The sequence below is a fragment of the Rheinheimera soli genome, assembly GCF_021290985.1.
Lineage (GTDB): Bacteria > Pseudomonadota > Gammaproteobacteria > Enterobacterales > Alteromonadaceae > Pararheinheimera > Pararheinheimera soli.
Genome location: NZ_JAJOYU010000006.1, coordinates 100,193 through 113,305 on the forward strand (window position 1 = coordinate 100,193; position 13,113 = coordinate 113,305).

Below are 13,113 nucleotides of genomic sequence, written 5' to 3' on the forward strand. Positions count from 1 at the left end.
CCGCTTCTGAACCTGTTTGGTTGAGCGCTGCTGACCCGGGTCTTTACCGCTCAGCCTGCTGCTGTCTTGGCTTCACTTTGTCATGTAATTGTCATGCGCCAACCGCAGAATGGTTTTTATTTGTCTGGACCTGAGTATGACGTGGCGCCAACATCGCTATAAATTAATATGCAGCCTGCTGCTTTTGCTTAGCGGTTTTCTGCTCGCGCTTTATTGTGGTTATGCCAAACAAAGCTATGAATTTGACTGGGTGGATGTGCTGGGGGAAGGCACGACCTTACTGGTTGCTTGTGGCTGGCTGGGGCTGATTATCAGCAGTCGTCCGGCAGGGCGGGTGACAGAGTGGCTGTATTACGGCAGCTTATTGCTGGTGTACTCGTACTTTCTTGATTTACTTGACGAGTTTATTCAATACCCGGAAGAAATCCGGCTGATGAGCTGGCTGGAATCTTTGCCTGCGCCTATTGGCATGCTGGTACTCACTTATGGCTTGATTGGCTGGCACAGGGAACAGCGGGCTATCAATCGGCAATTGCGTGGACGGGAGCTGTTTTTACGCAATCATGAATTAATTGACCCTTTAACTCAGCTGTATGGTGCTGAGTATTTACTGGCTGTGTTGCAAAGGGAAGTTGAATTGCATCAGAGCCAGCGTCAGCCGTTAAGCCTGTTAGTGCTGGATATTCACAACTTCGCCGATTTTAACCGACGTCATGGCATAGCTGCAGGTGATCATTATCTGAGCCAGTTGAGTGAGTTGCTGCTAAGTCAGTTACGCCACAGTGATGTGGTTTGTCGCTACAGCGGAGATTGTTTTGTGGCTGTTTTACCCGATACAGCTGAAGCTGCAGCTCAGATCATAGCTCAGCATTTGCAACAGCAGGTGCAGCAACTGACGGATGCAGAAGGCAGACCTGAGTTGACTATGGCCGCTATGCAAGTGAGTCAGGATTCGGCCTCTGCTGCGCTTAAAACCGCGCTTTCGATGTTGGTCGCTGCTAAACAGAGCACTGAATTCAGATTGCAGCCTGTCTGATGCCAGCACGCCACTTTGATTCTCACGACAAAATTCTGTTGCTGCAACATGGCAGTACAGAGTTGCTGGCATTAGCTCAGCGTCGTGGAGTTGAACTGCATAAGTTATTAAGTGGCACTGGTATTTTTGAGCAGGACTTACAAAGGCCGCATGGACGACTGCACCATGCAGATTGGCTGAAGCTATTGCACAATTGCCAGCATCAGTTGAAAAGCCCTGAGCTGCCTTTTTTATTGGGCAGCGCTATGCTGAACAGCCGTTATATTGCCGTTTGCCAAAGTTTGCAGTACGCAAAAAACCTGAAGCAGGCGCTCTGTCATTTGTATTACTTCCGTCATCAGTTGTTTCCAGGCTTTTACGCCAGGCTTTACCAGCAAAATGACCATCTAGTGATTGAGTTTAAAGCAGCATTGGGTTTAGCGTCGCAGCGGCCATTTATGCTGACCATTTTATGTTCGCTGTTGCTTAGCCTGATCAAGCAGCAATTGGGGTCTTTGACCGGTGTTAGTGTGCAGTTACAGCAGGCTTGTGCTGAACAGCAATTGCAGTATCAGTTGCAATGGGGCTGTGAGCTGAGTGTCAATCAGCCCTGTGATACTTTACGTATTCCTTTGGCCCTGTGGCAGCAGGCTTTTAGTGATGCTGACGCTGAGCAATTTAAAGCGGCCAGACGAACCTGTCGTCAGCTAAACCATGTGTTGATAAAACAACGAGGAATACTGGAAAGTATTTGTCGGTTGCAACAGCGCGCTTTGCCTCAGTTGCTGAGTCAGGAGCAGGTGGCACTGGCTTTGGGACTGAGCAATAGCACACTTAAACGTTTGCTCAGTCGGCATGACACTAATTTTGCCCGTTTAATAGATGAAGTGCGTCGTGACGCTGCCCGCAATTTACTGCAACAAGGCCAGTATTCAAACCGCCAACTAGCCCTGAAGCTGGGCTATTCAGATGAACACAACTTTCGTCGTGCCTTTAAACGCTGGACAGGATTAATTCCCAGCAGCTTTAAAGGCATGTTCCATTTTAATTAACCCGCAACTTTTGACAGGACTATCTATGAAAACCAGTTTCAGCCTTTTTGTACCTCTGGTACTCAGCGTGTTGCTGAGCGCCTGCTCTCCAGCAGACTCACCAACAGAGACGAAACAACCAAACCCACAGGCACAAGCTGTACCAGTGACAGCGCCAGTCGCAGCAACACCAGCAGAAGCGGGCTCCGTAGTGCTGGCTTTTGCTGTATTGGGTGATGCCGAACCTAAACCTGAACCCCAGTTTCCAAATTTGGCTGCAGCAGTAGCCGATGTGAACAAACTGACTGAACCTCTGAAGCTAAGCTTTGTGGTTGGGGTGGGCGATATTGCGCACAAAGGCACAGAAATTCAATATGAAAATGCGACACCAGTACTGCAACAACTGAAACTGCCGTTTTATCCTATTATGGGTAATGAAGAACATGGCAGTACAGTAGAGCGTTTTATGCAGTATGCCAATCTGTGGAACCAAGGCAAAGTGACGATCGACTCACCCAGTTATGTGCTGGAGTATGATGAAGTGGCTCTGGTTTTTGCTTCACCAGATCATGGCCGTGATTTTAATGATCAAGGCATCAGCTGGATCCTTGGCGAGTTAAAGCGCTTAAATAACAAAGCAGTGCTGTTAATTGTGCATGGTGCCCAAGCCGGTGTTTATCCTGAAAATGCAGAAAAAGGTATTCATCATGCTGGTTTTGCAGAAGTGATAGCTCAGCCCAATCTGGTTGCAGTTATTTCAGGTGATTTACATATGGATATGGACAGAGTGGCGCACTCCAAGCAGATAGGGCAGGTGCACTACTTACATATTCCAGCGCTGGAACGCACCAAAATTCCTGATGAGACCAAACATACCCCTATGTTCAGAGTCTTCAGCCTGAATGATAAAGGCATAATGCAGGTCGACACTTACCAGACGGGCGTTGCGACACCGCTGCCACAGCATAGTTACAGTTTCAGCATAAAGCGCGCTTCCTAACAGCGGCAGTCAACGGCAATGCTGTTGAGTGTCAGAACCTGACCTCGTTAGGGCAGTTTAAGGTATAAAATAAAAAGGCCGGAGCTTTGTGAAATCACAAAGCTCCGGCCTTTCCACACTTCCTGCCAAATCAAAAAATTAAAAAGTCAAAAACTAGCACTTACCTTTTTTCGCCTGGCCCGGCGGACAATGTTTGTTCTTGCCATGACCATGGCCTTCAACGACCACCCCAGGAATGATCACTTTAGGTGGCTCCACTGTGACACTGGGTCCTCTGACTGCACAGCCTGTTACACCTGACATCAGTACTGCTGTAACAATTAAAGCTGAATAGATACGCATTGTTTTCCCTTTTATTTAAACTAGCTCTGCTAGCTTAGTTTCAATTCAGCCAATTGTACAATCGCGGCCTGAAGTTGATTTAGTGGTGACGATGATAATGGCGTTTATGTTTTTTTTGCTTTTTATGATAGTGCCTGTCCTGATGATAATGGCGCTCTTCAACCACTACTACAGTGGGTCTTGGCTCAACTATCACAGCAGTGCCGTAATAGCCTGCTGGTTCAACCCAGACACTGGGGCCACGCACCACACAGCCTGTTAATGTCAGTAAAATTGCAATACTGCTGGTCAAAAACAATGCTTTTTTCATCATAAGCTCCGTTTGTAGAATCGTTACTAATCTGACAGGTAGTAGTCAACCGTCGCGACCACTCTGACTTTTTTGATATAAGGCGTATTGCTGTCACGGTCACTGATACTGAACTGACCCTGGCTGGCGGTTTTAATTTTGCCGAGTTTACTTTGTGAATCTGCGGCAAATTTAGTCGCCACTTCACGCGCATTGCGGGTGGCCTCTTCAATCATGTCGGGTTTTAATTCGTTTAAACCGCTGAAAATAAATTCGGGCTTACTGTCATAATCCTGCCCCGCTATGGCGATCCCTGTTTTACTCAGCTCCAGTAACTTCGCCATGGCCTGATGCACTAAATCGACATTGCTGCTGTATACGGTGACAATAGAGCTGGCGGTGTAACGCATCTGATTGGCATTCGGGTCGTAGTATCCAGCCTGACGGTCGACAATTTGTGGCACACCCACAGAGATCTCTTTTTGACTAAAGCCCTGCAGTTTTAAAAACGCCTGAATTTGCTCGTTTTTACGCTCAACATTAGCCACCAGCGTGGTCAGGTTATTGTCGACATCGTTAAATTTAATAGGCCAAATCACCGTATCTGCGGCAACTTCCCGCTCAGCTAAACCTTTGACCTGCACAACGCGCTCCATAGCTCTGAACTGGATCAGGCTGCTGGCTAAAATAGCGCTGCCTGCAACTATACCCAAAGCCAGAACTGCTGCTGCAACCCATGAACGGGACTGGATCATATAAACTCCTTATTTTGAGATAAGCTAAGTGTATGCAGAGTAGCTGAATGGCTGATTAATACTTTACTGATAGTAAAAACAAGCTGGTGACTTTGTGTTTAGCTATTTATGATGGCTGCCCAGCCTTCTCAGCAGACGACTTTTTTTATGCAAATTGAACACAAAAAAATCACCTTAACTACGCCAACCGGGCCTATGCTGGTGTATCAGTATCAGCCATTAGGGGCTGCTACTTTGGGTAAAACCTTTCCGGCTATTTTGTTTTATTCCGAGATTTTCCAGCAAACTGCTCCTATAGCCCGCAGTGCTGCACTGCTTGCCAGTCATGGTTTTGTGGTGCTGGTGCCTGAAATTTTCCATGAGCTGAATCCACTGGGCACAGTGCTGGCTTATGACGATGCAGGCAAAGACAAAGGCAATCAGGATAAATGGACTAAGCCGCTGGAAAGTTATGACAGCGACAATCAGGCCATGTTGGATTATTTAAAAAGTCTGCCTTATGTCCGGCCTGAAGTGGGCGCTATGGGCGTTTGTATTGGCGGTCATCTGGCATTTCGTGCAGCGCTCAATCCGGCTATCAAAGCCACTTATTGCTTGTATGCCACAGATTTACACAGTGATACTTTACCTTGTGGCGAAGGCCCGCAGACGTTAAGCCGTGCCGCTGATATTCAGGGCGAACTGGTGATGGTCTGGGGCAAACAAGACCCTCATGTGTCTGCTGAAGGGCGGCAAAAAGTGTATCAACAACTGACCCAGGCCAAAGTTCATTTCAGCTGGTATGAATACAATGCTCAGCATGCCTTTATGCGAGATGAAGGGGAGCGTTATGATGCTGCTTTAGCTTTGCAAAATTACCAGCAGGCTTTGGCTTTGTTTCGCCAGATGTAGCTGCTACAGGCAGTTTTTCTGGCTTTGGCTTTGCTTAACGTCGTAAAATGGCAGCCATTCCTTACAGGCCTTTAAGTACAGTTGAGAGACGATGAATTGTGTTGAGTTTTTAGCCGGACGTTGTAGCTCCTGTAGCCAGCTTGCTGTGCCTTATGCTGAACAATTAGCACAAAAACAACAGAAACTGGCGCTGTTGATGGCGCCTTTTACTGAAGCTGAACTGCTGCCTGCAGTGGCAAGTGACGAACAGGGTTTTCGTACTAAAGCCAAAATGGTGGTGTCCGGCACAACAGCAGAGCCTGTGCTGGGCATTCTGAATGGACAAGACCCAGTCGATTTATCCGCTTGCCCTTTGTATCCGCCAGCCTTTGAGCCGGCTTTTGTCTTGATTAAACGCTTTATTCAACGCGCTGGTTTAACCCCTTATCAACTGGAGCAAAAACAGGGTGAGCTGAAGCTTGTTTTACTCAGCCAAAGTCAGCATTCAGGCCGTTTTATGCTGCGATTTGTGTTGCGCTCGAAAAACTGCCTGGCCTCAATCCAAAAACATTTAGCCTGGTTGCAACAGCAATGGCCTGAACTTGAGGTCTGTTCGGTGAATCTTCAGCCGGTGCATATGGCGGTGCTTGAAGGGCCGGAAGAAATTGTGTTAACGCCAGCAGAATTGTTGCGCGAGCAGTTAAACGGTATTCCGCTTTATTTGACGCCACAAAGCTTTTTCCAGACCAATAGCACAGTGGCCGCAGCTTTGTATGCCACAGCAAAACAATGGGCAGCACCCTTACCAGGGCACAGGCTTTGGGATTTATTTTGTGGTGTGGGTGGTTTTGGTTTGCATCTGGCCAGTTCAGCACAAGGCCAGGTTCGGGCTTTAACTGGTATTGAAATTGCGCCCAAAGCTATTGCCAGTGCAACACGTTCAGCCGCTGAACTTGGGCTTGCTGAGGTTCAATTTCAGGCATTGGATGCCACTGCTTTTGCCAAAGCGGCAGAGCAAACACCCGATCTGCTGCTGGTGAATCCACCGCGTCGGGGTTTGGGGGCGGAGCTTTGCAGGTCTGTGTTGGCGTTACAACCAGCATGGCTGATTTATTCCAGCTGCAATCCTGATACGCTGGCCAGCGATTTGGCTGTGCTGACAACAGACTACCAACTGCTCAAAGTACAACTGTTTGATATGTTTCCTCATACCCATCATGCAGAAGTGTTAACCTTGTTACAAAGACGTAGTACCGCATAAGTCATTCAGCAAGTTATATATTTTTTTATATTTCCTGTGCAAGACGCCGATCTGCTGCTAGTTTTTTATCAGTATTTTCATTTCCCTATTTTAATTTCATATCTGTTGAATTTAGTCTGATCGTGCACAACTAAGGAGAGTGTCACAAATGCGTAAGAACTTACCTGTCACCGAAAAAGAACGTACTTTTCCCAAAGAGCAGCAGCTCATTTCCTCTACAGATATCAAAGGCACTATTTTGCATTGCAACGATGTTTTTGCTTCGATCAGTGGCTTTAGTAAAGAAGAGTTAGTGGGTAAACCTCATAACATTGTCAGGCACCCTGAAATGCCAGAAGCTGCATTTCAAACTATGTGGAGCTATTTACAGCAGGGTAAACCCTGGATGGGGCTGGTGAAAAACCGCTGTAAAAATGGTGATTATTATTGGGTTAACGCGTACGTGACTCCCATCACAGAGCACGGCCGTGTTGTAGGTTATGAATCGGTGCGCACTGTACCCAGCCGTGCCCAGGTCGCTCATGCAGAGCAATTGTATAAAGCTATTAATGCCGGGAAAAACACGGCAAAAGCAACTTCAGATCTGTCAGCGGATTTACGCTGGGCTGTGATGCCGCTGCTCTTTGTCATTGTGTCTTTGTTGTTGTGGTGGGCCATGGGCCCTGTAGCTGCAGCTATTGCTTTGATTTTAAGCGCTTTTATAAGTTATTTTCTTGGTGTCTATCGCTTAAAGCAATCCTTGGCAGGACTGGTCGATTTGTTGCCAACTCCTTTTACTGATCCGTTAGCTGTGGCCTCTTATGCAAAACATCAGGGCAGGTTAGGGCAGTTGGAGGTGGCGCTGTTGGCAGAGTCTGCTCATTTAAATACTGTGTTAACCCGGATTGAAGACGCTTCCACTAAAGTGGCTGTGCAGTCGGATCAGGTGCGGCACTTATCGGTTGATGCAGCAGACAGTATTCGTAAGCAGCAAATGCAGACGGAGCAGGTGGCGACTGCGATGAATGAAATGACCACTACTATCGCTGAGGTTTCTGCTCATGTGCAGGATACGGCGAGTAAAGCTGATGATGCAGATGCGTTGGCCCGTTCTGGTTCAGCTGTTGCAGGTCAAACCCGCGGTGCTATGCAACAGTTACAAAAAACAGTCAATGACATCAGTCAGTCTGTGGCAGATTTAGCGGAGCAAACCAATAAAATTGTTGGCGCTGCGCAAATTATTGAGCAGATCGCAGAGCAAACTAACTTGCTTGCATTAAACGCTGCTATTGAAGCTGCGCGTGCTGGTGAACAAGGTCGTGGTTTTGCCGTGGTCGCTGATGAAGTGCGGCTATTGGCGTCCCGTACTACTGCATCGACCAAAGAGATTTATGAGATTATTCAGCAACTCTCGACCAAAGCCAAAGCTTCAGTGTTGGTAGCGGAAAATGGTCGTAAGGATGCAGAATTGGGTGTGACTCAAGTCGCTCAGGCCGAAAAAGCGCTGGAAGGCATCAGTGTTGCTGTCAGTAGTATCGCTGCTATGGCTGGGCAAATGGCCGCCGCTGTCGAAGAGCAGGCTCATGTGGCTGAAGATATTAATCAGCAAATTGTCAGTATTTCTGATCTGGCCAGCAAATCATTGAGTCAGGGAACTGCGGTCAGCGAAAGTGGTAAAAATTTGCAAAACACCTCTGAGCAATTGCATGAACTAGTGGAGCGTTTCCGCAAAGCTTAATCTTTAGCTTCTGACGAAAGCCGGGCAACCGGCTTTAGTCTTCAAACACCGAAATGGCCTGTAACTGTTTAAAATCTGTCATCCCAGACAAAACCTTTAAAATGCCATCCTGCACTAAAGTGCGCATACCGTCGGTTATCGCCTGCTGCTGAATTTGCTCTATGCTGGCTTTGTGATAAATCAGTTGACGCACCTTCGAGGTGATAGGCAATAGTTCATGCACACCGACCCGGCCTTTGTAGCCTGTTTGCTCGCATGCAGGGCAGCCTTTTGCCCTGTGTAGTGTCAGCGGATTTTTTAGTTCCAGCTCGGGGGCAAAGGCTAAACCATAATGCCTCTGTAAGTAGTCCAGCTCAATCTGATCGGGTTGGTAAGCTTCTTTGCATTTGCCACACAAAGTACGGACCAGTCGCTGCGCCAGAATACCGATACAGGCATCTGCAAAGTTGATAGGGTCTATACCAATATCAATCAGACGGGTTATGGTTTCGGGGGCCGAATTGGTGTGCAGTGTGGATAACACTAAATGCCCTGTCAGCGAGGCTTCAATACCGGCATGGGCTGTTTCTTTGTCGCGCATTTCACCTATTAAAATAATATCCGGATCGGCGCGCAAAAAAGCCCGCAGTGCCACAGCAAAAGTTAAACCCGACTTATTATTCATTTGCACTTGCTGCAAACCTGGCTGAGTGATTTCAACCGGATCTTCAGCAGTCCATATTTTTTTATCTGTGGTATTTAACCGGCCTAAGATGGCATGCAAAGTAGTGGTTTTACCCGAACCTGTAGGGCCGACGACCAGCAATACCCCATGTGGGTGTTTAATCATCTGCGACATCATCTGGTAATTGCGTGGACTCAATTGCAGCTTGTCAAAAGGCAAAGCTTCACCACTGGCTAAAATCCGCATCACCACACCTTCACCAAATACAGTAGGTAAGGTAGCAACCCGGACTTCTATAATTTTATTCGCCAGTTTGACGCTGAATTTACCATCCTGTGGCAGACGTTTTTCAGCTATATCCAGCCTTGCCATAATTTTGATCCGCGACACCACGGGCGGCATAAAAGCCGGCGGAATTTGGATCAGTTCACGGCACTCGCCATCTATCCGCAGCCGCACCCGGCAGGAGCTTTTGCCTTTACCGGATTCAATATGAATATCCGAAGCATTCAGGCGCTGAGCGTCCATTAAAACCCGGTTCACCAGCTTAACCACCACTGGGGTTTCTTCAGAAATACCTTCGTCTTCCTGCTGCAGAGTCTCTAATGTCAGATCGTCATCGGCTTCATTCAGCAGATCGCCTAACTCGGTTAAGTTATCCTCTTGTTGGCCTTTAATGTAATGGTCGATATCGTCAGGCAAAGCAACATGAATATCGTAGCTCAGTAAGCCTGTTGCCCGTTCTACTTCCATCAGGGTATCGGCGTGGTTGGGGTTGGTCAGTACTATCACCACTTTGCCTGCCTGATCTTCCAGGATCACCAGATGGTTTTTCAGCAGGTAAGAGCGGTTGAGTTTGCTGTTCAGTCCATGCAACTGATATTTGTCCGGTTCAAAACCAATAAAGCTGACCTGATAAAAAGCCTCCAGCGATAAGCCCAATTGCTCTTTGCTGACTTTATATTCTGTGATGATTTTATTCACCTGATGAGCAAAATCTGCTGGTGGTACATTTAGCTGTTGTAACTGACTGGCAGAAATTAAATTGCGATGCTGTAAATAATCGAAAGGCCCACGGGTGGCACCTAATTCATAACGGAATTTCTGGCCAAGTAACTGTGCCAGCTGAGTGGCTTTGTCGCAGTCGTCCTGACTAAAAGCAGCGGATGTTTTAGCGTTAATCAGCTGGATCACGCCCAACAACACGTTTTGCTCTGTAATGGGTACTGCTAAAACTGAGCGGGTACGAAAGCCCGATTTCTGATCAAACTGCCGGGCAAAGTTCAGTTTAGGGTGGATGCTTTGTAGTTCCTGCTCATCGTAAGCGTCTTTGATCAGTACTGATTTTTTACTTAAAGCGACAAAACCTGCGATAGATTGTGGGCCTATAGGCACCCGTATTTCCGTCAGTTCTGAGCCGGTTTTAAAGCGTGAATAAATATCCTGACTGTGATAACTGCGCTGATAAATAGTGATACGTTCAGCCGCAAAAAGCTGAAGTATTTGTGCTTCCAATTCAGGAAACACATCCAGAAAACGCTCTGAGTTATGGATGGACTGGAACAGCTCTAACAACTTCTGATAAAACGCCATAAGACCCCTGAACCAGACTGTAGCTTGCCAAAGAAAGGAAAGTTTTTATTAGTTTCAGTCTAGCATAGGGGATTATTTTTGCCGGGAGGCGCTGTAGCTAAGTGCTTGATCCAAGAGCTTGATTAAATAGCAGCTGTAGGGCAAATGTCCGGCTGTGAAATGGCAAAACTAACCAACTGATAGCCTTGTGCTGATTGTTTTAACTGATAAACCATGCCGTAATCCTGTTCACTCATCTTTGGTGCTGTTAACTGGCTAAGCAGATGGATGAGTTCTGGAGTGGTATTGCTGTGTCCTACCACCAGTAGCGGGCTGTTTTGCTGGTGAATGTCCTTGGCAAGAGCTGCTAAATCCCTGGCGTCATAAGTGTTGAGTGAGGCTGTTGGCTGAGTCGTCAGTATTTGTTCTGCTGTTTGTTGGGTTCGTTGATAACCACTGTGGTAAATGCGTGTCAAAGCTGCAGGGATCAGTGTCGCCATAGCCTGCGCTTGTGCCAGACCACAAGCACTTAAGTGGGGGTCTTTATCCGCAGATTTCACTTTTTCGGCATGCCGCACCAGATAAATTTCAGCGGGCGCTGAGTGCAGCTGAAATGCAGAACCAGTCAACGCTGTTATTGCAGCCAGAGCCACTATTTTTTTCATCACTGTTTAACCCCTTTTTTCCTGCAGTTTCGTCTAACTGAAAACAACAGGAGAATGCCAGATGAATACTATAGATACTATGGATACCAGCACAGATACAGCAAAATTGATGGCGGCCGCTATACCGGCTTTACTGATCACGTTTTTATTGTTTGCTTTGATGCAGCAATTAATAGGGGCTGACAGCGTTTCTGTACAACCACCTGTAGATGCTGTCGATCATCAACTGCATGAACCGAGAAAAGACAGTCAGGCCAACATCATCATACGCACTTTGCCAGAGCCACCAAAACCTGTAGCAAGACCGGATTCCCTGACAGCTGAAACCACAGGTGAGTCAGGGCCTTTCATTGAGTTGTCCGTGGACCCTGTATTGCCCGGACTTGAGTTAACTGATGCAGGTGAATTTAGCTTGCCGGATAAAACAGCCACAGCTATGGTGCGTATTGATCCCAGATACCCGGTTGAAGCCGCTAAAAATGGTATAGAAGGCTGGGTAAAGTTAAGTTTTTCAATTGATACCACTGGCGCTGTGATTGATGTTGAAGTGTTGGATGCTGAACCCAAACGTATTTTTGACCGGGAGGCTGTGAAAGCCTTACGTTCCTGGAAGTACCAACCTCAGTTGATCGATGGCAAAGCTGTGGTACAACGTCATTTACAGGTGCAGCTGGATTTTAGTCTGGATAAAGCATAAAACTCAAAGCCAGCACTGCTGTGGTGCTGGCCTGGCTGAAAGAGGAGTAAGGGATGCTGTTATCCTGGTTAAATCGACATAGCGCTCTGCCAGAGTCTGATCCACAGCGGCTGATGCAAGCTTATATACAAACAGATAATCCAGCTTACCTTGCCCAGTTGATCCATTCTTATGGTGATGATTTATATCATTTTTTGCTAAAGCAAAGTGACCTGGCACTGGCAGCTGATCTGAGTCAGCAAAGCTGGTTAAAGGTGATGCAGCAAAAACAACAGTTTGCCGGACACAGCAGTTTTAAAACCTGGTTGTTTGCGATAGGCCGTAATTTACTACTGGATGAATTCAGAAGACAAAAACGCTGGGTCTATGAAATCAGTGAAGACTTAGCATCAGAAGACAACAGCCCTGCTGCAGCAGTGGAGCAGCAACAAAATGAACTGAAGTTACAGCATTTATTAGAGCGGCTGCCGTTATTGCAACGCGAAACTTTATTGCTGCAACTGGAAGGATTCAGCTTAGTGCAGATAGCACAAATCACTTCGACAGAACCAGAGACCGTCAAAAGCCGTTTACGTTATGCGCGGCAGGCGTTGGCAAAACAGCTTGGAGAGCACGATGAATAAGCTGGATGAAAAACTACAGCAGTTGTATCAGCAAAGTAAAACTGAACAGCCTATGCCCGATCAACTCAGGCAGCAGTTGTTACAGCTCAAGCCTGAAGCCCGCAAAACAAACTGGAAATCTTTATGGCCTGCAGTGCAGGGCCTGGCGGCTTCTGTGGCTTTAATCTGGTTAGCACAACAAATCTGGTGGCAACCTGCCTATTACCAAATCGTGTTGCAGTCGGATGCGGGCTACCATCAGGTGCAGTTGCATAGTCTGGCCAAAAACGAGGTGTCGCCGCAGCAAACGGCTTACCAGCAAAGGTACCAACAGTATCAGCAAGCCCGTCACCAACTTGAGCAAAGTAATAGTCTGGTTGGGCAACTCAGTTTTAGTGGTCAGCACTGGCAAGTCGAAGTTTGTGATCAGCTATTAGTGAAAATTGATCAGCAACTGGCTCTGGAATTACAAAAGGATTTGCCATGGCGGGCCGGGCAGTGGGTAGAGCTTAAAACCGGTCAGCAAGGCCAGATCCTGGCAATAATCTCAGGTAAACAAGCGTTACACTGCAGCAGCTGAAAAGAAAGGTTCACGGCAGGGCTTTTATTTTTTACACTAAGCATCGTTTTAGT

Annotated in this window: 14 protein-coding genes; 9 read left to right on the forward strand and 5 right to left on the reverse strand. The window is 47.1% G+C overall.

What is annotated here, in order from left to right:
- The first annotated feature begins 136 nt into the window (after positions 1-136).
- From LSG37_RS06340 to LSG37_RS06350, 3 genes are read left to right on the forward strand one after another with little or no spacing between them, the layout of a single operon-like run.
- Positions 137-1,036, forward strand: coding sequence for a GGDEF domain-containing protein (locus LSG37_RS06340; RefSeq protein WP_233079078.1), 900 nt, complete (start codon positions 137-139; stop codon positions 1,034-1,036).
- Positions 1,036-2,067 (forward strand): AraC family transcriptional regulator, encoded by a 1,032-nt coding sequence (locus LSG37_RS06345; RefSeq protein WP_233079079.1) that lies wholly within the window; start codon positions 1,036-1,038, stop codon positions 2,065-2,067. The genes LSG37_RS06340 and LSG37_RS06345 overlap by 1 nt, the downstream gene beginning before the upstream one ends.
- A 25-nt stretch (positions 2,068-2,092) precedes the next feature.
- On the forward strand, positions 2,093-3,046 hold the full coding sequence (locus tag LSG37_RS06350) for a metallophosphoesterase family protein (RefSeq protein ID WP_233079080.1): 954 nt from the start codon (positions 2,093-2,095) through the stop codon (positions 3,044-3,046).
- A gap of 153 nt (positions 3,047-3,199) precedes the next feature.
- Here LSG37_RS06350 and LSG37_RS06355 read toward each other — a convergent pair whose 3' ends face one another.
- The 3 genes from LSG37_RS06355 to LSG37_RS06365 all read right to left on the reverse strand — a co-directional run bounded on the left by LSG37_RS06355 (position 3,200) and on the right by LSG37_RS06365 (position 4,432).
- A complete protein-coding gene (locus LSG37_RS06355; protein ID WP_233079081.1) occupies positions 3,200-3,388 on the reverse strand; it encodes a hypothetical protein in 189 nt (62 codons plus the stop codon).
- 79 nt (positions 3,389-3,467) lie between these two features.
- A complete protein-coding gene (locus tag LSG37_RS06360) occupies positions 3,468-3,698 on the reverse strand; it encodes a lipoprotein (protein WP_233079082.1) in 231 nt (76 codons plus the stop codon).
- A gap of 26 nt (positions 3,699-3,724) precedes the next feature.
- Positions 3,725-4,432 carry an SIMPL domain-containing protein gene (locus tag LSG37_RS06365; protein WP_233079083.1) on the reverse strand — a complete coding sequence of 236 codons (708 nt, stop codon included), beginning with the start codon at positions 4,430-4,432 and terminating at the stop codon, positions 3,725-3,727.
- A 147-nt stretch (positions 4,433-4,579) separates the two neighbouring features.
- Between LSG37_RS06365 and LSG37_RS06370 the strand changes: the two genes are divergently transcribed.
- The 3 genes from LSG37_RS06370 to LSG37_RS06380 all read left to right on the forward strand — a co-directional run bounded on the left by LSG37_RS06370 (position 4,580) and on the right by LSG37_RS06380 (position 8,280).
- On the forward strand, positions 4,580-5,323 hold the full coding sequence (locus tag LSG37_RS06370) for a dienelactone hydrolase family protein (RefSeq protein WP_233079084.1): 744 nt from the start codon (positions 4,580-4,582) through the stop codon (positions 5,321-5,323).
- Between the two features lie 91 nt (positions 5,324-5,414).
- Positions 5,415-6,563 carry a 23S rRNA (uracil(747)-C(5))-methyltransferase RlmC gene (rlmC, locus tag LSG37_RS06375; protein ID WP_233079085.1) on the forward strand — a complete coding sequence of 383 codons (1,149 nt, stop codon included), beginning with the start codon at positions 5,415-5,417 and terminating at the stop codon, positions 6,561-6,563.
- A gap of 148 nt (positions 6,564-6,711) precedes the next feature.
- Positions 6,712-8,280, forward strand: a complete 1,569-nt coding sequence (locus LSG37_RS06380; RefSeq protein ID WP_233079086.1) for a methyl-accepting chemotaxis protein — start codon at positions 6,712-6,714, stop codon at positions 8,278-8,280.
- Positions 8,281-8,314: 34 nt separating this feature from the next.
- Here the strand turns inward: LSG37_RS06380 and LSG37_RS06385 are convergent, their stop codons facing one another.
- Both LSG37_RS06385 and LSG37_RS06390 read right to left on the reverse strand, forming a co-directional pair.
- Entirely contained in the window at positions 8,315-10,537 is a 2,223-nt protein-coding gene (locus LSG37_RS06385) for a GspE/PulE family protein (RefSeq protein WP_233079087.1), read from the reverse strand.
- Positions 10,538-10,659: 122 nt separating this feature from the next.
- Entirely contained in the window at positions 10,660-11,181 is a 522-nt protein-coding gene (locus tag LSG37_RS06390) for a SixA phosphatase family protein (RefSeq protein ID WP_233079088.1), read from the reverse strand.
- 61 nt (positions 11,182-11,242) lie between these two features.
- Here LSG37_RS06390 and LSG37_RS06395 point away from each other — a divergent pair, with 61 nt between their 5' ends.
- The 3 genes from LSG37_RS06395 to LSG37_RS06405 are packed head-to-tail and all read left to right on the forward strand — an operon-like array spanning position 11,243 to position 13,060.
- The gene (locus tag LSG37_RS06395) at positions 11,243-11,878 is read left to right on the forward strand and encodes an energy transducer TonB (RefSeq protein WP_233079089.1); all 636 of its coding nucleotides are present in this window, start codon (positions 11,243-11,245) and stop codon (positions 11,876-11,878) included.
- A gap of 53 nt (positions 11,879-11,931) precedes the next feature.
- Positions 11,932-12,501: an RNA polymerase sigma factor gene (locus tag LSG37_RS06400; protein WP_233079090.1), complete on the forward strand. Its 570-nt coding sequence runs from the start codon at positions 11,932-11,934 to the stop codon at positions 12,499-12,501.
- On the forward strand, positions 12,494-13,060 hold the full coding sequence (locus LSG37_RS06405; RefSeq protein WP_233079091.1) for a hypothetical protein: 567 nt from the start codon (positions 12,494-12,496) through the stop codon (positions 13,058-13,060). Before LSG37_RS06400 ends, LSG37_RS06405 begins: the two co-directional genes overlap by 8 nt.
- Positions 13,061-13,113 lie beyond the last annotated feature (53 nt).